This is a genomic window from Telluria sp. GW821-FHT07G12, from assembly GCF_059418525.1.
In genome coordinates this window covers 1-21,172 of the sequence record NZ_JBWKQA010000011.1, presented here as the reverse complement: position 1 = coordinate 21,172, position 21,172 = coordinate 1, and the positions used below count along the sequence as shown (strand labels likewise).

General features: G+C 65.3%; 16 protein-coding genes. 6 read left to right on the top strand and 10 right to left on the bottom strand.

Going from position 1 to position 21,172, the window contains the following annotated elements; translation table 11 throughout:
- Positions 1–2,457: a TonB-dependent receptor plug domain-containing protein gene (locus AC07PE_RS26215; protein WP_498770118.1), complete on the bottom strand. Its 2,457-nt coding sequence runs from the start codon at positions 2,455–2,457 to the stop codon at positions 1–3.
- Positions 2,458–2,644: 187 nt separating this feature from the next.
- Between AC07PE_RS26215 and AC07PE_RS26210 the strand changes: the two genes are divergently transcribed.
- The gene (locus AC07PE_RS26210) at positions 2,645–3,637 is read left to right on the top strand and encodes a M48 family metallopeptidase (protein WP_498770116.1); all 993 of its coding nucleotides are present in this window, start codon (positions 2,645–2,647) and stop codon (positions 3,635–3,637) included.
- Here the strand turns inward: AC07PE_RS26210 and AC07PE_RS26205 are convergent.
- The 7 genes from AC07PE_RS26205 to AC07PE_RS26175 are packed head-to-tail and all read right to left on the bottom strand — an operon-like array spanning position 3,597 to position 11,685.
- Positions 3,597–4,367, bottom strand: coding sequence for a spermine/spermidine synthase domain-containing protein (locus tag AC07PE_RS26205; RefSeq protein WP_498770114.1), 771 nt, complete (start codon positions 4,365–4,367; stop codon positions 3,597–3,599). The two genes, AC07PE_RS26210 and AC07PE_RS26205, sit on opposite strands and share 41 nt — an antisense overlap.
- Before the next feature lie 9 nt (positions 4,368–4,376).
- Entirely contained in the window at positions 4,377–5,723 is a 1,347-nt protein-coding gene (locus AC07PE_RS26200; RefSeq protein WP_498770112.1) for a sensor histidine kinase, read from the bottom strand.
- 18 nt (positions 5,724–5,741) lie between these two features.
- Positions 5,742–7,076: a sigma-54-dependent transcriptional regulator gene (locus AC07PE_RS26195; RefSeq protein WP_498770110.1), complete on the bottom strand. Its 1,335-nt coding sequence runs from the start codon at positions 7,074–7,076 to the stop codon at positions 5,742–5,744.
- A gap of 21 nt (positions 7,077–7,097) precedes the next feature.
- Complete coding sequence (locus AC07PE_RS26190; protein WP_498770108.1) at positions 7,098–8,330, bottom strand: ABC transporter permease; 1,233 nt, start codon at positions 8,328–8,330, stop codon at positions 7,098–7,100.
- Positions 8,331–8,343: 13 nt separating this feature from the next.
- Entirely contained in the window at positions 8,344–9,654 is a 1,311-nt protein-coding gene (locus tag AC07PE_RS26185) for an ABC transporter permease (protein ID WP_498770107.1), read from the bottom strand.
- Positions 9,655–9,667: 13 nt separating this feature from the next.
- The gene (locus tag AC07PE_RS26180; protein WP_498770105.1) at positions 9,668–10,381 is read right to left on the bottom strand and encodes an ABC transporter ATP-binding protein; all 714 of its coding nucleotides are present in this window, start codon (positions 10,379–10,381) and stop codon (positions 9,668–9,670) included.
- 23 nt (positions 10,382–10,404) lie between these two features.
- Positions 10,405–11,685, bottom strand: coding sequence for an efflux RND transporter periplasmic adaptor subunit (locus AC07PE_RS26175; protein WP_498770103.1), 1,281 nt, complete (start codon positions 11,683–11,685; stop codon positions 10,405–10,407).
- A 168-nt stretch (positions 11,686–11,853) separates the two neighbouring features.
- Between AC07PE_RS26175 and AC07PE_RS26170 the strand changes: the two genes are divergently transcribed.
- On the top strand, positions 11,854–13,458 hold the full coding sequence (locus AC07PE_RS26170) for a MutS-related protein (RefSeq protein ID WP_498770101.1): 1,605 nt from the start codon (positions 11,854–11,856) through the stop codon (positions 13,456–13,458).
- Between the two features lie 3 nt (positions 13,459–13,461).
- Here AC07PE_RS26170 and AC07PE_RS26165 read toward each other — a convergent pair whose 3' ends face one another.
- Positions 13,462–15,243 carry a YbhB/YbcL family Raf kinase inhibitor-like protein gene (locus AC07PE_RS26165; RefSeq protein ID WP_498770099.1) on the bottom strand — a complete coding sequence of 594 codons (1,782 nt, stop codon included), beginning with the start codon at positions 15,241–15,243 and terminating at the stop codon, positions 13,462–13,464.
- A 224-nt stretch (positions 15,244–15,467) separates the two neighbouring features.
- The gene (locus AC07PE_RS26160) at positions 15,468–17,300 is read right to left on the bottom strand and encodes a phosphoethanolamine transferase (protein WP_498770097.1); all 1,833 of its coding nucleotides are present in this window, start codon (positions 17,298–17,300) and stop codon (positions 15,468–15,470) included.
- A gap of 345 nt (positions 17,301–17,645) precedes the next feature.
- Here AC07PE_RS26160 and rpsL point away from each other — a divergent pair, with 345 nt between their 5' ends.
- The 4 genes from rpsL to AC07PE_RS26140 form a co-directional block, all read left to right on the top strand.
- Complete coding sequence (rpsL, locus tag AC07PE_RS26155; RefSeq protein WP_036240557.1) at positions 17,646–18,029, top strand: 30S ribosomal protein S12; 384 nt, start codon at positions 17,646–17,648, stop codon at positions 18,027–18,029.
- Positions 18,030–18,164: 135 nt separating this feature from the next.
- Positions 18,165–18,635 carry a 30S ribosomal protein S7 gene (gene rpsG, locus AC07PE_RS26150; protein WP_047826132.1) on the top strand — a complete coding sequence of 157 codons (471 nt, stop codon included), beginning with the start codon at positions 18,165–18,167 and terminating at the stop codon, positions 18,633–18,635.
- Positions 18,636–18,724: 89 nt separating this feature from the next.
- Positions 18,725–20,830, top strand: a complete 2,106-nt coding sequence (gene fusA, locus AC07PE_RS26145; protein ID WP_498770094.1) for an elongation factor G — start codon at positions 18,725–18,727, stop codon at positions 20,828–20,830.
- A gap of 97 nt (positions 20,831–20,927) precedes the next feature.
- Positions 20,928–21,172 (top strand): GTP-binding protein (locus AC07PE_RS26140; RefSeq protein WP_498770092.1); only part of this gene is annotated, 245 nt, incomplete at its 3' end.

Sequence of the window (21,172 nt, the reverse complement as noted above, 5' to 3'; positions counted from 1 at the left end):
TCAAAAGCTGTAGTCCGCCTTCGCGTACAGCGAGCGCCCGTTGATCCCGAACGGGCAGGTCTCCCAGCAGTAGGTAAAGCCCATCTGCGGGAAAGGCGCAGCCTTCACCGGGTCCCAGCGGCTCGGGTAGGTGTCGAACACGTTGTTCACGCCAAGGCGGACTGCAAACGCCTTGCTGAAGGCGAAGCGGCCGGTCAGGTCGAGCAGCCATTTCGCATCCCAGGTCTGCACGAAGGGTGCCGTGAAGCCCTGGCCGGCCACCTCGCCGTAGTAAGTGGCGCGCGCATTCAGGTTCCACGGGCCGGCCGTGAAGTCGGCCGCCACCACGTGGTGCTGGCGCGGCTGGCCGCGTTCGATCAGCGTGACCTGGGCGTCATCGAACAGCTGGGCGCCGCTCAAGACCTTCGATGAGGACTTCCTGGAATCGACTTCCGTGCGGTTGAAGCCGAGCTGGCCGGACAGCACCAGCGTGCCGGCGGAACCGCGCAGCGTTTGCTCGGCAATCAAATCCAGGCCCCGGGTGGTGGTGCCGATCGCGTTGGTGAAGAACTGCGCCTGGCCCACGCGCAGCGGATCCAGCACGGCCTTGATCGGACAGGCCGTGGCGGTCGGGCAGGGACCGCTCTCGGGGGCGATGGTGCTCGAGAAGACGATGCGGTCGGCGATGCGGGTGCGCCAGGCGTCGGCGGTGAACGAGAAGCCCGGTGCGGGACGCAGCACCAGGCCAAGGCTGGCGCTGCGCGAGGTCTCCTCCTTCAAGGGCGCGATGCCGAGCGCCTTGGTAACGGGGCTGCCCTCGCGCGCGGTGAGGGTGTCGGTCAGCACGCCCGCGGCGTTCAGGTTGGTCGAGACCGAGCTGTAGAACTTCTGCTGCACGCTCGGTGCGCGAAAGCCCGTCGAGGCGCTGGCGCGCAGGCCGAGCTCGCGGCTCGGATCGTAGCGCAGCGCCAGTTTGCCGGTGGTGGTGCCGCCGAAATCCGAATAGCGTTCGTGCCGCAGCGCCGCCGCCAGCGTGAGCGGCAAGCTGAACTTGTGCTCGGCGTCAAGGTAGACGGCGCTGTTGTGGCGCGCCTCGTTCACTTCGGTCGCCGGGGTATAGCCGGGGAAGCCCTGGATGCCGGCCGCCGCGATATGCCCGGTCTGGTCGAGGATGCGGATCGCCGGGTTGTTGGTGCGGCCGTACTGGTAGGAGACCGGATCGCCGGCCACGATCTGGTAGCCGTCGCGCCGGTATTCGAGGCCGGCGGCCAGCTGCAGCTCGGTGCTGCCCACGCTCAGCGGCCCGCGCAGGTCGAGGTTGGCGGTGGTCTGGGTGAAGCGCAGGCGGCCGGTGTTGGCGCCGGTCGGGGATTCGTTCCAGTTCGAGCAGCTGCACTTCGGCTCGTACCAGTAGCTGACGTTGATCGAATTGCGCTCGAAGAAGGCGAGTTCGCTGCGGCCATGGTTGACGCTGGCGTCCAGGTTCCAGGCGGCGCCCAGGCCATGGCGGAAGCCCACTGCCAGCGAGGCGTCGCGCACCGTGGTCAGGATGTTCGGCAGGAAGCCGTCCGGATAGACCGCGGGCACGTTGCGGCCATCCGCTTTCGGCCGGAAGAAGCCGGCGGCGTCGCCGGTGCGGCGCGAGACGCCGCCGAAGGCATACAGTTCGCCGCTGCTACCGACCGGCAGCATGGCATTGGTCCACAAATAGGCATCCCTGGCCAGCGAGTCGCCGATGCGCTGGGTGACGCGCGGCGGGTTCACGCGCAGGGTGTCGACGCCGGCGCGGTTGGTCTCGCCGCGGCGCCGGCTCTCCACGGCCAGGTTCAGGTAACCGCCCGAGGACCCGAGCGCGAAGCCGTGGCTTTCGCTGACGCTGATCGTGTCGCCGTCGCCTTCCGCGGTGGTGCCGCCGGCCACGCTCAGCTGGCCGCCCGGGCCCTGCTTGAGCACGATGTTGATCACGCCGGCGATGGCGTCCGACCCGTACTGGGCGGCGGCGCCGTCGCGCAGCACTTCGATGCGCTGGATCGCGGACAGCAGGATCGCATTGATGTCGGTGCCGGCCGAGCCGCGCCCGATGGTCTGCTGGACGTTTACCAGCGCCTGCTGGTGGCGGCGCTTGCCGTTGACCAGCACCAGCAGCTGGTCCGGACCCAGGCCGCGCAGGGTGGCGGGGCGGATGATGTCGGTGCCGTCGCTGATGAAGGTGGTGGTGAAGTTGAACGAGGGGTCGAGCTCCTGCAGCACCTTGCCCAGCTCCGGCGTGCCGGCCGATTGCAGGTCCTTCTGGTCGATCAGGCCGACCGGGACCGTGGTGTCGAGCGCGCTCCTGGCCGTGGTGCGCGAGCCGATCACGACGACGGTGGCGGCGCTGCTTCCCGTGGCGTCGCCGGCGGCGGATTGTTGGGCCTGAGCGGGAGCGAAGGCGGCCAGGATGGCGGAGGCGAGCACACTGCGATGGAGATGTTTGGTCATATTCCCCTCTGATGAGTCTGGTTGACGGCCCATCTTGCTCGTGAGAATACGAAGCGAAATTGATGAGCCGCAATTCCATCCCTGTCCTGAGGCAGAACCGTGCGAATGGCACAACAAGGATCATGTCGGCGGGGCGAAAGATGGCCTTGAATGTGCCTCTTTCTCAACGACAAGAGGGCGGACGATCATGAACCTGGTGTATCGCAACGAGGAGCGCTTGTTCCGGCTGATGCTGGTGTGGTCCATACTGATCTGGGGCGTGCTGCTGGTGATTACCTTCGGCCTTGCCCTGGTCTATCTGCTGTTCGGTTTCCTGTTCTATTGCGTGGCGCAGTCGGCGCTGATTTCCTACATCAAGGGCAATGGCGTGCGCATCACCGAGGAACAGTTCCCCGACCTGAAGCAGCAGATCGCGGCCTGCTGCCGCAAGCTGGGCCTGGAGGAAGAACCGCAGGCTTACCTGATGCAGATGGGCGGCATGCTGAATGCCTTTGCGACGCGTTTCCTCGGGCGTCACTTCCTGGTGCTGTATTCGGATGTGGTGGACGGCCTGGCGGACAATCCGGACGCGCTGAATTTCTACATCGGCCATGAGATCGGCCACATCAAGCGCAAGCACCTCAGCTGGTCGACGATCCTGATGCCGGCCTTGGCGCTGCCGCTGATCGGCCCGGCCTATTCGCGCGCCCGCGAATACACCTGCGATCGCCATGGCCTGGCCGCCTGCGACAATCCCGTCAATGCCGAGCATGGCCTGGCGGTGCTGGCGGCCGGCGGCAAGCGGGCGCGGACGATGAACAACCAGGCCTATATCGATCAGGCGCGCCACACCGAGGGCTTCTGGATGTCCTTCCACGAGCTGGTGGGCGACTATCCCTGGCTGGTCAAGCGCATGGCTGCGGTGCGCGCGCTGGCCGCCGGCCACGAGCTGCGCCAGCCTTCACGCAACAAGCTGGCTGCCTTCGTGGCGCTGTTCGTGCCGCGCACAGGCATGGGCTCCGGCGCTGCCGCCATCGTTCCGATCGTGATGATAGGCGTGATGGCGGCGGTGGTGGTCCCGGCGTACAAGCAGTATCAGGTGCGAGCCCAGGAGGCTGCGGAGATGCAGACCATGGCGGGCGTCCTCGAACGGGCCGCCGTCACCCCTGGTGATCCCGCATCCACTCCTTCAGACCATTGACCCAGTTCTTGGCCGGCAGGTTGTAGCGCCGCTTGATCTCGGCGGCGCGTTCGTACAGCAGCGCGAAGTCGATCTGCGGCGCCTCCTTGAAGGCGATGACGACGATGTTGGCATCGTGGACCTCGGGCAGCCAGACCACGGCGTCGAAGGCCAGCTCCATCGCCTGCAGGTTCTTGTCGTAGTTGATGAAGTCGCCGAACACGTTGGCGGTCATCACGCCGCCGTCCCGCAGGCAATCGGCGCAGGCCTGGTAGAACTCGGGTGTATCGAGCACCGGGCCGCGCGCTTCCTCGTCGTACAGGTCGACCTGGAGCACGTCGACCGTGCCACGGTTGGCCGGGTCCATCACGAAGTCGAGGGCATCCATCTCGCGCACATCCAGGCGCGCATCGTTCGGCGGCAGGCCGAAGTATTCGTGGCAGATCGCGATCACGTTCGGATTCAGCTCCGCAGCCGCCACCCGCGCCTCCGGGAATTTCTGGTAGCAGAACTTGGTGAGCGCCGCGCTGCCCAGCCCCAGTTGCACGATGCGGCGCGGCTGCTGCACGAACAGCATCCACATCATCATCATCTGCACGTATTCGAGCTCGATCGCATCCGGCCGCGCCAGGCGCATCGACCCCTGCACCCAGGACGTGCCCAGGTGGAGCGAGCGGACGCCTTCGAATTCGGTGATGGTGGCAGGCGGGTGGCCGGGCTGGGAGAAGCGTGGGTCGGTGGGGGCAGGCATAGGGGTATTTTACCCCGGCCCCACCGGCAGGATCATGGTCACGGCCAGCCCGCCGCCTTCGCGGTTGGCCAGCGTGATGCGCCCGCCGTGCGCTTCGGCGATCTCGCGCGCCAGCGCCAGGCCCAGGCCGGTGCCGCTGCGCTTGGTGGAGTAGAAGGGCACCAGGGCATTGGTCAGCACGGCGTCGTTCATGCCGCTGCCGCGGTCCAGCACGTCGATGCGGACCACTTCCTGCACGCGGCGGATCTGCAGCTCCACGTGGTCGGGCCAGGAGCCCGATTCATGCGCATTCTTGAGGAGATTGAGCAGGGCCTGTTCCATCTGTGCCGTGTCGATCTGGGCCGGCTCGGGCGGCAGTTCGCCGATCACCCGGAACGACACCTGACCGGCCAGGCGCGCCACCAGGGCCTCCCAGGGCACGGCGTCGATGCGCGGCGTCGGGAGCTTGGCGAAGCGGGCGTAGCCGAGAATGAAACTCTCCAGGTGACGCGTGCGCTCGCCGATGGTCTCGAGGATCTGCGGCAGGCGCTCGGTCTGGCCGCGCCGCACCAGCTCCGCGCCGGAATGCGCGAGCGATGCCAGCGGCGCCAGCGAATTGTTCAGTTCATGGCTGATGACGCGGATGACCTTTTTCCAGGTCTGCACTTCCTGGCGCCGCAATTCCGTGGTCAGCTGGCGCAGCAGCAGCAGTTCGTGCTTGCGGCCGTTCAGGCTGAAGTTGCGGCGCGCGAGGTGGTAGACCTCTTCGTCCTCGCCTTCGCCGGCGGTGAACAGGCCGTCGCCGCCGCGTCCCAGCGCTTCGATCAGGGCCGGCGCGGCCTGCTCCAGCACCTCGTTCAGTGCGTAGCCTTCGAGTTTGCGGCCGCTCGACAGCAGCTGGCGCGCGGCCAGGTTGGCATACACGATGGTGCGCGGCGCATTCGCCAGCTCCGCCACCAGCAGCATGGCGACCGGTGTGTTCTGCACCATGGTGTCGAGCAGCAGCTCGCGCTGCACCAGGTCGAGGCGCTGTTCGCGCAGCACCTGGCCGAGCGCGTTGTGGGCCTCGATCAGGTCGGACAATTCGTCGTTCTGGCCCCAGTGCAGGCTGAAGGAAAAGTCGCCGTCGCGGTAGCTCGCCACCGTGCCTTCCAGGGCGCGGAACAGCGACAGGATGGGCTGGATCTGCGAGCGGATCGTGATCAGGGCGATCGGCACCACGCACACCAGGCAGATGCCGAGCACGGCCAGCGGCTGGCCCGGCAGCAGATGGTCGAGGGCCAGCGCGATCAGGATCCCGACCGCCAGCAGCGTGCCGACCAGGGCCGACCAGCGGGTGACGAGCGAGAGCCTGAAGCGCTTCCCTTTGGGGCTCATGCCAGGCTCACCAAAGACTCACGCGGCGCGCGCGATACCGAGGCGCTCCATGCGGCGGTACAGCGCCTGGCGCGACAGCCCGAGATCGGCCGCGGCCTGGGCGATGACGCCGCCTGCGCGCGCCAGCGCCTGCACGATGGCGTCGCGGTCCGGCTCCGCCTCCTGGCTGCCGCCGGCAGGCAGCGGCAGGCCCAGTTCGGCCGGCTTGATGACCTCGCCGACCGCCAGCAGGCTGGCGCGCGCCATCACGTTCTTCAGCTCGCGCACATTGCCCGGCCAGGTGTGCGCCAGCAGCGCGCTTTCCGCGCTCGGGTGCAGGGTTTTGCCGGGCGGGAGAAAACCCTGGGCCAGCGGCAGGATGTCGCCGGGGCGGGAGGCCAGCGGCGGCAGCTTCAGCTCGATCACGTTCAGACGGTAGAACAGGTCTTCGCGGAAGGTCCCGGCGCGGATCATGGCCTGCAGGTCGGCGTTGGTGGCGCTGATCACGCGCACCTTCACCTGGCGCTCGCGGTTCGAGCCGAGCCGCTCGAAGCGTCCGGTCTCGAGCACCCGCAGCAGTTTCATTTGCCCGGCCAGCGGCAGGTTGCCGATCTCGTCGAGGAAGAGGGTGCCGCCGTCGGCCGCCTCGAACTTGCCCTCTCTCGCTTTCGAGGCGCCGGTGTAGGCGCCGGCGTCGGCGCCGAACAGCTCGGCCTCGATCAGCTCGGAGGGCAGGGCGCCGCAATTGAGCACCACGAAGGGCCCGTTGCGGACCGCCGAATTGGCCTGGATGATTTCGGCGATGCGTTCCTTGCCGGTGCCGTTCGGCCCCGTGATCAGGACCGGCACGTCGGCGCGCGCCACCTGGCAGGCCAGGGTCAGCACGCGTTCGGTGGCCGGGTCGGCCCAGGTCAGGCCGCGCAGGTCGTAGTTCTGTTCCAGCTCGCGGCGCGCGCGGCGCTCGCGCTGCAGGCGCTGGTTGAGGGCGCGGTTGGCCTGGCCCAGTTCGACCAGGTTCGTCACCGTCGCCAGCAGGCGGTCGTCGTTCCAGGGCTTGGACAGGTAGTCCGCGGCGCCGGCCTTCACCAGGTCGACCGCGGCGTCCAGGTGGGTCCAGGCCGTCAGCAGGATCACCGGCAGGTCCGGATGGCGCTTGCGAATCTCGCGGAACAGCGCCACCCCTTCCTCGCCCGACGTGGTGTCGGCCGTGAAGTTCATGTCCTGGATCACCAGGTCGACCGGCTGGCGCGCCAGCACGGCCAGACCTTCCTCGGGCGAGGCCGCGTGCAGCGCCGCGATGTCGTGCAGGGAAAACAGCACGTCGAGGGCGACGCCGACGGCGGCGTTGTCGTCAATGATCAGGACTGTAGGCATAGGTGCAAGCATACACCGGCGTCAGACGCTGCGGGTAGCGGTCGCCGGCGAAATGCTCGCCGCCCGCCATGCCGGGCCGTAGGCCGCCAGGATGCCGAGCGCCCAGAACACCACCGCACCGCCGACCAGGTAGCCGGCCGGCAGGCGCGCCATTTCCAGCTTGCTGACCAGCAGATGGTTCAGCGCCAGCCCCAGGGTCACGCCGCCGAACACGCCGGCGCTGGTGATCATGAAGTTCTCGGTGATGAAGTAGCGCAGGATGTCCAGCTTGCGCGCGCCCAGTGCGCGGCGCACGCCGATCTGCTTGCGGCGCTGGGTGACCCACAGGCTGGCCATGCCGACGATGCCGGACGAGGTGATGATCAGCAGCAGGACGCTGACCGTCACCAGCATCCAGGACAGGGCGGCGTCGGAGCGGTACAGCTCCTTGCGGTCCTGGTCGACGGTCTTCAGGCGCAGGATCATCGGGCTGGCGGAGGATTTGCGAAGCGCCGCCTCGGCTTCCTTCATCACGCGGTCGCGCTGGCCGGCTTCGGCGCGGATCGCGTAGAGATTGCCCGGGTTGCCGTACAGGCGTGCCGGGACGATGGCCGAATACTCGGAGCGCTCTTCCAGATTGACGTGGGCGGCCTGCAGACGCTCGACCACGCCGACCACCAGCGCGCCCTGGGCCTCTTCGCCGGTGCCCCAGAACATGGTCTTGCCGGCCGCAGGCGCATCCGGCCACAGCTTGTTGGCCAGCGCCTTGGTGATGATCACCTGCTTGGGCAGCTCGTTGCTCGTGTTCTCGTTGAGGTCGACCAGTTCCTGCGGCTGGAAGTCGCGTCCTTCGACCAGCTTCAGGCCGAAGGTCTTGATCAGCGAATCGCCCGAGATGTAGGTCGACGCGCTGGTGCTCTGGACTTTCTGCTTGCGGTCGACGGTGACGCTGTTGTTGCTGCCGCTGCGCGACAGCGGCATCTGCGACACGTTCGCCACCGAGGCCACGCCCGGCACGGCGCGCAGGATGTCGGCTTCGCGCTTCATGCTGGCCAGCTGCTGCTCGGCGCTGTCGCTGTTCAGTGTGCGCGAGATGATGTAGAAGGTCGCGTGTTCGTCCGACAGGCCGGACGGGCGCGCCATCGCGGCGCGGCGCTCGTTCACGATGTGCATGGCGTTGGCCAGAATCGCCAGGCTCAGTGCGACCTGCAGGGCCACCAGGATCGGGCCCGTTTTATTGCGCATCAGCGCGGACAGGATGGGACGGATTTCCATGAATGTCTCCCGATTACTGCGATTTGAGTTGGATGGCCGGCGTCACCTGGCAGGCGCGCCAGGTCGGCAGCAGGCCGGCGAGGATCGCCGCCGACACCGACATCACGAAGGTCAGGCCCAGCATCTGCCAGTCCATGTGCGCGATGTTCCCCATGCCCTTGCTCTGCATGCCGATCAGGGCCAGGGCGCCGAAGGCCAGCACCAGGCCCAGCACGCCGCCGACCAGGCCGACCACGCCGGTCTCGATCAGGAACTGGTGGAAGATCTCGGTGCGCGAAGCGCCCAGCGCGCGGCGCACGCCGATCTCGGAAGCGCGCACCGAGAACTTTGCCAGCAGCAGGCCGACCGTGTTCACCAGGCACAGCACCAGGAAGCCGAAGGCCAGCCAGGCCGACAGCTTGCTGTCGTTGCCCACCACCTTGAGTTTTTCCATCCACTCGTTGACGTCGTACAGCTTGTTCGGGGCGTTGCGCTTCAGGCGGCCCAGCTTGCGCTGCTCCCCGGCGTAGTTGTCGATCCAGGTCTGCAGCTCGGCGCGGTCACTCTTGGTGCGGGTCTCGAACCAGAACTGGATCCAGGTGCATTCCGAGGTCAGCAGGCTGGCGAAGCCCGGATCGCGGTTGGCGTTGCAGCTCATGCTGCCGCTATGCGGGGTCTCGTGGCGGATCGCGGTCGAGAAGGGGAGGAAGAATTCCTCGGGCGTGCCGAAGCGGTTCCCGCCGATCAGCTTGTAAAAACGCGGCAGCGGCGCCCAGTTGTCAGTCACGCCGACGATGGTGAAGGGGAAGCCCATCACCATCAGGCGCTGGCCGACCGGATTGGTATTGCCGAACAGCTTCTCGGCGGTTTCGCGGCCGAGCACGATGACGTCGGCGCCCTTGGCATCGTCGGCCTCGGACCAGGCCTGGCCGTGCAGGAAGGGCACGTTGAACATGCTGAAGAAGTCGCGCGTCGGCGCCAGACCGGTGGCCTGGAAGGCCGGGATGTCCTTGCGCGGCGGTTCGATGGCCGCCGGTATGCCGTACATGGCGCTGCGGCGCTCGCCCTGGCCGCTCTTGAGCAGGTTGGCGGCGTCCGGGTAGCTCATCTGCATGTCGCCAGGGTCTTCGCCCGGGGTGTAGTCGTCGACCCGGCCGTTGTCGAACTGCGGCACGAACAGGCGCGCGCTCTTTTCCGGGATCGGGTCGGCCGACATCACGTGCAGGATGGTCAGCGTGGAGACGCTGGCGGCCACGCCGACGGCCAGCGTCAGCACCATCAGGGCCGTCAGCGCCGGGTTGCGGCGCAGGCTGCGCACGCCCAGCTTGAAGTAATAGCCAAACATGGTTCCGCTCTCCTTATGCGTTGACGCTGGCTTTGGTGTCGACCAGGGTCGGGCCGCGGCGCACCAGGTCGGACACCTGGCCGTCGATGATGTGGACGTTGCGCGTGGTGCGCACCGCCAGTTCCGGGTCGTGGGTCACCATCAGGATGGTGGTGCCGGCGGCGTTGATCTCTTCCAGCAGCTCCATCACGCCGCGCGCCATCGCGGTGTCCAGGTTACCGGTCGGTTCATCGGCCAGCAGGAGCTTGGGGGTGCCGGCCAGCGCGCGCGCGATCGCCACGCGTTGCTGCTGGCCGCCGGACAGCTCGGCCGGGTAGTGCTTCATGCGCGAGGCCAGGCCGACCTTGGCCAGCGCGTCCTCGATGCGCTTCTTGCGCTCGGAGGTGTTGAAGCCGCGGTAGCGAAGCGGGACGTCGACGTTGTCGTACAGGTTCAGGTCGGGGATCAGGTTGAAGCCCTGGAAGATGAAGCCGAGCTTCTCGTTGCGCAGGCGCGAACGCTGGTTGTCGTCCAGGCCCTTCACGTTGACGCCGTCGAGGATGTACTCGCCCGAGGTGAATTCTTCCAGCAGGCCGGCGATGTTCAGGAAGCTGGTCTTGCCCGAGCCCGAGGGGCCGGTCACGGTGACGAATTCGCCTTCCTTGACTTCGATCTCGAAGCCGCGCAGGGCGTGCGTCTCGATCATGTGGGTGCGGTACACCTTGGAGAGGTTAGTCATGCGCAGCATGGTCATGTCCTTTGAATGGATTGTTATTGATTGATCGAGACGCGGGTCGCGTTATTGAATGCATCGGTACCTGCTACCACCACTTTGTCGCCCTGCTTCAAACCGGAGACGATTTCGACTGCCGAGACGCTGGTCGCGCCCATCGTGATCGGGGTGCGGGTGGCGATGCCGTCGCGGACCACGTAGGCGTAGCGGCCGCCGTCCTGCTCGACGAAGGGACCGCGCGGCAGGGTCAAGACGTTCGGCTTTTCCTCGATCAGCAGGCGCGCCGTCACGCGCTGGCTCTGGCGCAGGCCTTTCGGCTGCTCGCCGTCGAAGCGCACGCGCGCCAGCACCATGTTCTTTACCACTTCCGGCGACAGCGCGGACAGCTTGCCGGTGGCGGTGCCGCTTGGCAGGGTGATCTCGGCGTTCATGCCCAGGCCCATGTCGGCCACATAGGTCTCCGGCACTTCCACTTCAATTTCGAGCCGCGACAGGTCGACCAGGGTCATGAGCGGCGCATTGGCGGCCACCACCATGCGGTTCTGCACGTTCAGGGTGCCAATGAAGCCGTCCACCGGCGCGCGCACGGTCAGCTCGTCGACGCGGCGCTGCGCCTCTTCCATCGACAGCCTGGCGCGTTCCAGCTCGTTGACCTTGGTCTTCAGGGCCAGCTGGACGTCGTCGCCTTCCAGCGCGGCGGCCTGCGCGGCGTGCCTGGCGCGGATTTCGGCAGACTGCAGCGCGTCCTTGGCTTTCTGGTAGTCGATCTTGGCGATGACGCCGACCTGGGCCACGCTGTCGTAGCGCTCCAGGGTGCGCTGGGCGGACAGGCGCTCGATCTCGGCGGTGTCGGCCTCCTTCTGCGCCAGCAGCTTCTGCTTGCGCGACAGGATCTGCTGGCGCGCCACCTCGGCCTTCAGGCCTTCGTAGGTCGAGGTTTCACGCTTCAGCACGTCGGCCAGGTCGGGCGACTCGAGCACGGCCAGCACCTGGCCCTTCTTGACGGTGTCGCCGGCGGCGACCTTCAGATTGACGGTGGACGAGGCCTTGGCATACAGGGTCGGGCTGACGGCAGCGACCACGCGGCCGTTGACGGAGGCATCGCGCACCAGGGTGCCGCGGCTGACTTCGGCCACCCGCACGCGCGCGGCGCTGACCGATGCTTCGCTGCTGCGCCAGGTGGAGAACAGGGCGAAGCACAGGGCAGCGACGCCGACGGCACCGCCGATCAGCAGGGCGCGGCGCTTGATGGCATGGCCGGCCGGCGCGGCGATGACGGCATCTTGTTGTGAGGTATCGCGAATCATGGTCGTGGACATTCGGGTTTGGACGGTGCTGTATTTGCACGATCCGTGCCAGTTCGCTAAGCCTTTGATTTGTATAGAGCGCGCTGTGCTGGATGAGCTGTCCGCCGTGTCCGGACGAACTGTGCTACGGACACTGCGGACAGGACTTGAAATTTTGCCAACAGTCACTATTATCCGTGCATGAGCTTGAACACTTTGCGATTCTTTACTGCCTGGCGGCCCGCCTTGACCCAGTTCCTGCGCGGGTTCACGCCGGTGGAGGTTGAGCCGCCCAGGTATCCGTTTGCGCCGACGGACGTCGCCCAGCTGCATAGGCTGACGGCGTCCGGCGATGAGGGCGCGCTCGACGACCAGACCTGGCGCGACCTGCTGCTCGAGCGCTATGCGGACAGCCTGTCCGCGGACGTCAGCATCTTCGGACGCCAGGTGCTGTACCGCCGCCTGCGTGCGGGCGCCTCGGCCGAGGAGTGTGCAGCGCGGCGTTCGCGGATCGAGCGCCTGCTGCAGGCGCCTTCGCAGCAGTTGGACGGCCTGCACCGCAGCCTGCGTGCGCTGCGCCGCGCGGACGTCGAAGTGGCGGAGCTGCTGTTCGATCCGGCCTGGCAGGCGCCGCCGCGTCCGCTCTGGCTCGCATATGCTGCGCTGCTGCCGGTCGGCCTGGCGGCGTCGCTGGCGGCGGTACTGTGGACGCCCTGGGCCTGGATCGGCTTCGGCGTCGTCATGTACTGGCTGATGACGCTGCAGATGCGCTATACCGACCGGGTCGGGCCCTGGCGCGCCACCACCTGGGGACTGCGGATGCTGCTGCGCGCGGTGTCGCTGCTGGATGGCAGCGGGCAGCCGCTGGCGGAGGAGTTCGCGGGCCTGGGCGGGCGTGCGGGAGCGCTCAGCCGCAGCCTGACGCGCGGCGTGGTCGGCGAGGCCGTGCCCGACGTGGCGGCCTATGGCGACTGGTTCATGCTGGCCAACGTCAAGCACTACTTCAAGACCCTGGACATCGTGGCCGAGCAGCGTGAGTTTTTACGTGAGTGCTACTGGCTGTGCGCGAATCTCGAGGCCGACCTTGCGCTGGCGCGCCATCTGCGGGAGGTGCGCTTGTGGTGCTGGGCCGGGCGCAGTGACGGCCGTGCGCTGGAACTGGAAGCGGGCGTGCATCCGCTGCTGCAGGACGCCAGCGGGCTGTCGCTGGCCTTGACGGAGAAGGGCGCCTTCGTCTCGGGCCAGAACGGGGTCGGCAAGAGCACCTTCTTGCGCATGCTGGGCTTGAACCTGGTGGCGGCGCGCGCTTTCGGCTTCTGCTATGCGCGCCATGCCGTGCTGCCGGCGCTGCCGGTGGTGGCCAGCATGCAGAACGAGGACTCGCTACTGGATGGGCACAGCCTCTACGTGGCCGAGCTGGCGCGGGCGCGCGAGCTGCTGGCGGCCAGCGCGCTTCGACCGGTGATCTGCCTGGTCGACGAGATCTTCCGCGGGACCAATCACGAAGAGTCGGTGGCGGCGGCATCGGCGGTGCTGGACGAGCTGGCGGAACGCTCGCTGGTCGTGGTCTCCTCGCACAACCTGGTGCTGGGGCCCTTGCTGGCGCACCGGCTGGCGCCCTGGCGCATTGTGCGTGAGGGAGAGGGCTTGCTGCTGGAGCCCGGTGTGCTGGGGCAGACCAATGGGGTGGCCTTGCTGGCGCAGCGCGGCTTCGGTGTCGAGATTCAGCGGAAAGCCGAGAAGGTGGCGGCGTGGCTTGCGCGCCAGCGGCACGGGGAAGTCGATCCCGTGCTGCTGGCGCCTTGAGGCTTACTTCTGCGGCTTCTGTTTCTGGGCGTAGGTGCCGAGCAGCTCGCCCTTGGCCAGCACATGGCCCTTCATCGCATCGAGCAATTGGTCACGCTCGGCGCCCCAGGGCAGGTCCAGCATCGCGTCCAGCGCATACACCTGGAAGTGGTAGTGGTGCGCCGGATCGCCCACCGGCGGACGCGGGCCGGTCCAGCCGACCGTGCCGCGCGTGGTGCGGCCCTGCAGCACGCCTTCCGGCTCGGTCAGGCGCGGCTGCTCCTGCAGGCCTTCCTGCAGGCTGGTGGTCGAGGCCGGGATGTTCCAGGCCAGCCAGTGCACGAAGGGCGTGACCGGCTTCGCGTCCGGGTCTTCCATGATCACCACATAGGACTTCGCGTTCGGCACGGCGCTCCAGGACAGCGCGGGCGAGACGCCGTCCGCGTATTCCGAGTACCTGGCCGGGATCGCGCCGCCCTTCGCGAAGCTGGACGAGCTGACGCTCAGCTTGCCCTGCGCCTGGGTCTGCGGACGGGTGATGGCGATCGGGACGCCGCTGCCTTTGCTGGCCTGCTGCTGCATCGGGCCGGCCGGCGCTTTCAGTTCGGCGCTTGATGCGCCGCGCGCGCTGCCTGTGTAGGCGACGCGGTAGATGACGCCATTCGCATCGTCGGCCATCAGCAGCGAACCGTCCTTCGCCATCGCCAGTCCGACCGGGCGCGCGATGTGGGTCTTGCCGCCATCGGTCAGGAAGCCGGTCACGAAAGGTTCGATGGCGCGCGCCTGGCCGTTCTGGAAGCGCACGCGCACGATCTCGTAGCCGGAAGCCGTTTTGCGGTTCCAGGAGCCGCGCATGGTGACGAAGGCGTCGCCCTGGTACTCGGCGGGGAAGGCCGTGCCTTTGTAGAACACCAGCTGCATCGGCGCGGCGTGGGCGGCATAGCCCAGCACCATGGGCGTGCTGTGGGCCTTCCAGTCCTGCTTGGAGATCTGGCCGACCGGGGTGCTCTGCGGGTAGATGCTGCCGGCGGCGTAGACGTGCGGCCAGCCGTAGATCTTGCCCTGCTCGATCTTGTTGAGTTCTTCCGGCTGCTCTTCGTCGCCGAGGAAGTCGATGCCGTGGTCGAAGCCCCATAGCTCTCCGGTCTGCGGCTGCCAGTCGAAGCCGATGGTGTTGCGCAGGCCGCTGGCGACGATGCTGCGGCTGCTCATGTCGGCCGAGAAGCGCAGGATGGTCGCGTTTTCCTGGTTGGTCTCGTTGCAGGCATTGCAGGTGCTGCCGACGCTCATATAGAGCATGCCGTCCGGCCCGAAGGCGATGGTGCGGTTGGCGTGCTGGCCGGCGTCGGGCAGGTCGCCGGCCAGCATCTTGAGCTCGCCGAGGCGGCCGTCGGCCTTGATGTCGGCGACGAACAGCTCCTTGGCCGTCACCAGGTAGAGCTTGTTTTCCTTGATCGCCAGACCGTGGGCGCCGGCGCGGCTGACGACAATTTCCGGCGGCCCGTCGGCGCGGCCGTCACCATTGGCGTCGCGCAGCAGCAGCACGTCGCCCTGGTCGCGCCGGCTCACATACACGTTGCCGCCGGGCGCCACCGCGATGATCCGCGCATTCTTGAGGCCGGTGGCGAAGGGCGTCACCGAGAAGCCGGCCGGCGCCTTGATGCCAGCCATGCGCTGCGGCGTGGGCTCGACCTTGTCCGGCTTGAAGATGTGGATCTGGTTGCCGGTATCGGTACCGTCGCCTTGCTGGGCCCATGCGGCGCTGACGGCCAGGCACAGGAAGGCCATGCTGATGGTGCGTTTCATCGCGTGCTCGCTTTCGGAAAGGGATCGGACTGTCTGGATAGCCGGGCCATTGTTCCTGAACAGATCGGCGTGATCTGTTTGCGAACTCACAAAATTTGACGAATTTATTTGTGACTGGGGATCACAAATAATTCGGGGTCAGAGCACATTTTCTGGAAAAACCGATTTGTCTTCAACGGCTTAGCGAAAATAATGTGCTCTGACCCCGAATTTTGGGGCGACTTTTAGTTGCGCGGCAGCGGCTTGCCTTTGGCGATGACTTCGTGGCACTCGCCCTTGATGGTGGCGTCGTCGTAGTCGGTCCAGCCGTAGCTGTCGACGTAGCGCTTGTGCTGCTTGAAACCGGGGTTCGCGAAGCTCCATTCGAGGCGCTCGCCGGGGTAGCGGACGTCGGCCAGGTCGAGCAGGGTGTGGAACATGTTTTCGGTGGCGAGTTTCGCTTTCCGGTGGCGCAGCAGCTGGCCGACCTTGTCCGGGTAGCGTTCCTGGTAGGCGTCCGAATACCAGGCGAAGGCCGGGATGTGGAATTCGTATTGCGTGTTGTGGCCGTGGAAGACCTGGCGGCAGCTGTTGTCATACAGGGTCTGGCCGTGGTCGGCCACGTAGAGCATCGAGGCCGGCTGCCCGGTGTCCTTCAGCGCGTCGATGACGTGGGCCAGGAACCAGTCGGTGTACAGGATCGAGCTGTCGTAGCTGTTGTTCAGCTGCTCCTTGAGGCGGATGTCGGTGTAGACCGGCTTGTCGACGCCGAATAGCGAGGGCTGCCATTTATCGAACTGCTTCGGATAGCGGTGGCTGTAGTTCCAGTGGCTGCCCAGGGTGTGCAGCACCAGCAGCTTCTTCGGCGCCGGGTCGGCCAGCGCGTGTTTTAGCGGACCGAACAGCACCTCGTCGTAGCTCGAGTTGTCCGTAAAGCCGCCCAGGTTCAGGAAATCGATCACGTCCGCTTCCTTGGCGAACACCGAGACCGGGGTGTCGAACTTGCCGAAGGAGATCTGGTTCGACAGCCAGAAGGTCTTGAAGCCTGCCTCCTTGAACGCCGTCAGGAAGGATTTTTCCGAGAACCCGTCCTTCAGGCTCTCGATGGCCGGCTTGCGCGAGATGATCACCGGCACCGACAGGCGGGTCGCCGACACCGAGGTGATCACGTCCGGCAGCACCACCATATTGGTTTCCTGCGACAGCAGCGGATTGGTCTCGCGCGCATAGCCGTTCAGGCTCCAGCGGTCGTAGCGCGAGGATTCGCCGATCACCATCACGACCACCTGCGGCTCCTCCGCCGGCCGCGCCGCATGGGCGCCGAAGCGGAAGTGAGCGCTTCTCCGGTTCAGGTCGGCCAGGTAGACCCGCTCTTTATAGAAGTCGATGCCGCGCGCCATCAGGCCGAAGGGCCAGGAATGGGCGAAGGCGTCCAGGTCGAGCGGCAGCCTGGCCCAGTGCGCGAGCGGCGGCAGGCGGTGCGCAGGCGGCACGCTGCCCGGGCGCGGCGCGGCGGTGACTTCGGCAACGCTGTTTTTCAAGGGCGCCGAACTGCCGGCCACGGCACGCAGGGGCGGCGGCGCAATCCCGAAGTGACGCCCGTAGAAGAACACGCCCACACCAAAGCCCAGCACGGCGATCACCACCCAGCGCGAGACGTCGTTCCAGTCGAGGTCGCGGGTGCGGCAGGCGGCGATCCAGGTCGTGATGAACCAGGCCAGCACGCCGGCGAAGACGACCAGCATCAGCCAGACTTTGCTGCCCAGGAATTCCAGCGCCTCGGCCGGGCTGGTCTCGAAGACGATGCCGAGATGGTGGGTCGAGATGCCCTGGCCGTAGAACACATATAGATAGAGTTCCATCGGCAGCGCCAGGAAGGCCGGCAGCAGCATCCAGTGGAAGTACGCGGGACGCTTGAAGAAGGCCCAGGCGCCGATCCAGCAGACCAGTTCGATGCCGGCAAGCTGGCCCGGGTGCGCGACCGGCAGGCCGAGCAGCCGCGGCACGAAAGGCATGCACGACAGTACGCAATAACTCAGCAGGACATAGAGGTTGCGCGGACGCAGCAGGAAACGCATCGAAGCCAAAGCAGGGGAAAAGAATCGGTCATTATCTCGCCTTTGCCGAGTGGAAACCAGCGTACAATGCCTGTATCGCAAGCGCGACATTCTCCTGGCGTTTTTGCCATCTTTCCCTGCTGCCGGGCCGCCCGGCTTGCTAAGCTAGTTGACCTTGCACTATATCGGGTCTATACTCGCGAGTTCTCGAATTAATCTGCACATCGTATACGCATTGAGGCCGCTCCCACTGGTGAGTGGCTTTCGTCGCCTGTACGGCGGGCAATCCGGGACTAGGTTTCAGTCCCCGGGCAGCAAGACGGTCCGGGTCATCAACGTAGTAGCAATTTTGTTGGATTAAGAACGATGCCAACCATCAATCAACTGATTCGCAAGCCGCGTGAAGCCGCGGTTGTGAAGAGCAAGTCGCCGGCACTGGAAAACTGCCCGCAAAAGCGCGGCGTTTGCACCCGTGTCTACACGACGACCCCGAAGAAGCCGAACTCGGCACTGCGTAAGGTCGCCAAAGTTCGCCTGACCAACGGTTTCGAAGTCATTTCGTACATCGGCGGTGAAGGCCACAACCTGCAAGAGCACAGCGTCGTCCTGATCCGCGGCGGCCGTGTGAAAGACTTGCCGGGTGTGCGTTACCACATGGTCCGCGGCGCACTGGATACCCAGGGCGTGAAAGACCGTAAGCAGGCGCGTTCGAAGTACGGCGCCAAGCGTGCGAAGGCTGCGAAGAAGTAATTTTCGGCTCTCGTCACACCGAGGTCACATTTAACAGATAAGTTGAGCCGGCCGTAAGGCCGAGTAAGTGAAGGGTCATGAGGGCCTTTCGCGAGTGCGGAATAAGCACTCAACTGAAGACAGGAAGGAATTGAAATGCCACGTCGTCGTGAAGTACCCAAGCGCGAGATTCTGCCGGATCCAAAATTCGGCAACACCGATGTCGCCAAGTTCGTCAACGTTCTGATGCTGTCCGGCAAGAAGTCGGTCGCAGAAAACATCATCTACGGTGCGTTCGAATACATCCAGACCAAATCGGGCAAGGACCCGCTGGAAGTGTTCGTGGCCGCGATCAACAACGCCAAGCCGATGGTCGAGGTGAAGTCCCGCCGCGTCGGTGGCGCCAACTACCAGGTGCCAGTGGAAGTTCGTCCGGTTCGTCGTATGGCTCTGTCTATGCGTTGGTTGCGCGAAGCCGCAAACAAGCGTAGCGAGAAATCCATGCCGCAGCGTCTGGGTGGTGAACTGATGGAAGCCGCGGAAGGCCGTGGCGGCGCAATGAAGCGCCGTGACGAAGTCCACCGCATGGCTGAAGCGAACAAGGCGTTCTCGCACTTCCGCTTCTAAAGCATTAGCAGTAGCTGTTGTTCAGGCCGGGCGCGTTTTGATTTCAAAATGTTGCCCGGTTTTGTCCATTCAAAGATTTAGGAAAAATTATGGCACGCACTACCCCTATTGAGCGCTACCGTAACATCGGTATCTCCGCTCACATCGACGCCGGTAAGACCACTACCACCGAGCGTATCCTGTTCTACACGGGCGTGAACCACAAGATCGGTGAAGTGCACGACGGCGCCGCTACCATGGACTGGATGGAGCAGGAGCAGGAACGCGGTATTACCATTACCTCGGCAGCGACCACCTGCTTCTGGAAGGGTATGGCCAACAACTTCGAGCCGCACCGCTTCAACATCATCGATACCCCGGGCCACGTCGACTTCACCATCGAGGTGGAGCGTTCGATGCGCGTTCTGGACGGCGCCTGCATGGTCTACTGTGCAGTCGGCGGCGTGCAGCCGCAGTCGGAAACCGTGTGGCGTCAGGCTAACAAGTACAAAGTCCCGCGTCTGGCATTCGTCAACAAGATGGACCGTACCGGTGCGAACTTCTTCAAGGTGTACGAGCAGATGCGCGCTCGCCTGAAGGCCAACCCGATCCCGCTGCAGATCCCGATCGGCGCCGAAGAAAACTTCCTCGGCGTGGTCGACCTGGTCAAGATGCAGGCGATCTACTGGGACGACGCGTCCCAGGGCATGAAGTTCGACTACCGCGAAATCCCGGCCGAACTGCTGGAAACGGCCAAGGAATGGCGCGAGAAACTGGTCGAAACCGCCGCTGAAGCGTCGGAAGACCTGATGAACAAGTACCTGGAAGAAGGCGAACTGTCGGAAGCCGAGATCAAGCAGGCACTGCGCCAGCGCACCATCGCTTCGGAAATCGTTCCGATGATGTGCGGCACCGCCTTCAAGAACAAGGGCGTGCAGGCCATGCTGGACGCGGTCATCGAATACCTGCCGTCGCCGGTCGACATTCCGCCGGTCGGCGGTACCGACGAGGACGACCAGCCGGTCACCCGTCAGGCGTCGGACGACGAGAAATTCGCTGCACTGGCATTCAAGATCATGACCGACCCGTTCGTCGGCCAGCTGATCTTCTTCCGTGTGTACTCGGGCGTCATCAAGTCGGGCGACACCGTCTTCAACCCGATCAAGGGCAAGAAGGAACGCGTCGGCCGTATTCTGCAGATGCACGCGAACCAGCGCGAAGAGATCAAGGAAGTCCGCGCCGGCGACATCGCCGCTGCTGTCGGCCTGAAAGAAGCGACCACCGGCGAAACCCTGTGCGATCCGGCGGCCCCGATCATCCTCGAAAAGATGGTGTTCCCGGAGCCGGTGATCCAGCAGGCCGTCGAGCCGAAGACCAAGGCTGACCAGGAAAAGATGGGTCTGGCACTGAACCGTCTGGCTCAGGAAGATCCGTCGTTCCGCGTGCGTACCGACGAAGAATCGGGCCAGACCATCATCGGTGGTATGGGCGAGCTGCACCTGGAAATTATCGTCGACCGCATGAAGCGTGAATTCGGCGTGGAAGCGACCGTCGGCAAGCCGCAGGTGGCTTACCGCGAGACCATCCGCAAGGGTGTGTCGGACGTCGAAGGCAAGTTCGTCAAGCAGTCGGGCGGTCGCGGCCAGTACGGTCACGCTGTCCTGACCGTCGAGCCGCAAGAGCCGGGCAAGGGCTTCGAGTTCATCGACGCCATCAAGGGCGGTGTCATTCCGCGTGAATACATCCCGGCAGTCGAGAAGGGTGTTCGCGAGACCCTGACCGCCGGCGTGCTGGCTGGTTACCCGGTGGTCGACGTCAAAGTGACGCTGACCTTCGGTTCGTACCACGACGTTGACTCGAACGAGAACGCGTTCCGTATGGCCGGTTCGATGGCATTCAAGGAAGGCTGCAAGCGCGCCAACCCGGTCATCCTCGAGCCGATGATGTCGGTGGAAGTGGAAACGCCGGAAGACTACGCCGGTACCGTGATGGGCGACCTGTCGTCCCGCCGCGGTATGGTGCAGGGCATGGACGAAATCCCGGGCGGCGGCGGCAAGATCATCAAGGCCGAAGTCCCGCTGTCGGAAATGTTCGGTTACTCGACCGTGCTGCGTTCGGCAACCCAGGGCCGTGCGACCTACACGATGGAATTCAAGCACTATGCTGAAGCTCCGAAGCACGTGATGGACGCCATCGTGACTGCAAAGTCGAAGTAATTTAGTCAGTAAAATCTAGTCAGTTGGGGACAGGGCAAAAGCGGTAATTCACGCCCTGTCCCACAAAAGAAAATAAATCTTTTAAAGGAAGATCAAAATGGCAAAGGAAAAATTCGAACGGACCAAGCCGCACGTGAACGTCGGCACCATCGGTCACGTTGACCACGGCAAAACCACCCTGACGGCTGCAATCGCAACCGTTCTGTCGAAGAAATTCGGCGGTGAAGCCAAGGCCTACGACCAGATCGACGCGGCTCCGGAAGAAAAAGCACGCGGCATCACCATCAACACCGCGCACGTCGAGTACGAAACCGCAAATCGTCACTACGCGCACGTTGACTG

What these genes read in the sequence shown, in the direction of transcription:
- fusA (WP_498770094.1), top strand. Translation starts at nt 18,725, where the DNA reads ATGGCACGCACTACCCCTATTGAGCGCTACCGTAACATCGGTATCTCC.
- AC07PE_RS26210 (WP_498770116.1), top strand. Translation starts at nt 2,645, where the DNA reads ATGAACCTGGTGTATCGCAACGAGGAGCGCTTGTTCCGGCTGATGCTG.
- AC07PE_RS26185 (WP_498770107.1), bottom strand. Translation starts at nt 9,654, where the DNA reads ATGTTTGGCTATTACTTCAAGCTGGGCGTGCGCAGCCTGCGCCGCAAC.
- AC07PE_RS26165 (WP_498770099.1), bottom strand. Translation starts at nt 15,243, where the DNA reads ATGAAACGCACCATCAGCATGGCCTTCCTGTGCCTGGCCGTCAGCGCC.
- AC07PE_RS26205 (WP_498770114.1), bottom strand. Translation starts at nt 4,367, where the DNA reads ATGCCTGCCCCCACCGACCCACGCTTCTCCCAGCCCGGCCACCCGCCT.
- rpsG (WP_047826132.1), top strand. Translation starts at nt 18,165, where the DNA reads ATGCCACGTCGTCGTGAAGTACCCAAGCGCGAGATTCTGCCGGATCCA.
- AC07PE_RS26200 (WP_498770112.1), bottom strand. Translation starts at nt 5,723, where the DNA reads ATGAGCCCCAAAGGGAAGCGCTTCAGGCTCTCGCTCGTCACCCGCTGG.
- AC07PE_RS26190 (WP_498770108.1), bottom strand. Translation starts at nt 8,330, where the DNA reads ATGGAAATCCGTCCCATCCTGTCCGCGCTGATGCGCAATAAAACGGGC.
- AC07PE_RS26160 (WP_498770097.1), bottom strand. Translation starts at nt 17,300, where the DNA reads ATGCGTTTCCTGCTGCGTCCGCGCAACCTCTATGTCCTGCTGAGTTAT.
- AC07PE_RS26175 (WP_498770103.1), bottom strand. Translation starts at nt 11,685, where the DNA reads ATGTCCACGACCATGATTCGCGATACCTCACAACAAGATGCCGTCATC.
- AC07PE_RS26180 (WP_498770105.1), bottom strand. Translation starts at nt 10,381, where the DNA reads ATGCTGCGCATGACTAACCTCTCCAAGGTGTACCGCACCCACATGATC.
- AC07PE_RS26195 (WP_498770110.1), bottom strand. Translation starts at nt 7,076, where the DNA reads ATGCCTACAGTCCTGATCATTGACGACAACGCCGCCGTCGGCGTCGCC.
- AC07PE_RS26215 (WP_498770118.1), bottom strand. Translation starts at nt 2,457, where the DNA reads ATGACCAAACATCTCCATCGCAGTGTGCTCGCCTCCGCCATCCTGGCC.
- rpsL (WP_036240557.1), top strand. Translation starts at nt 17,646, where the DNA reads ATGCCAACCATCAATCAACTGATTCGCAAGCCGCGTGAAGCCGCGGTT.
- AC07PE_RS26170 (WP_498770101.1), top strand. Translation starts at nt 11,854, where the DNA reads ATGAGCTTGAACACTTTGCGATTCTTTACTGCCTGGCGGCCCGCCTTG.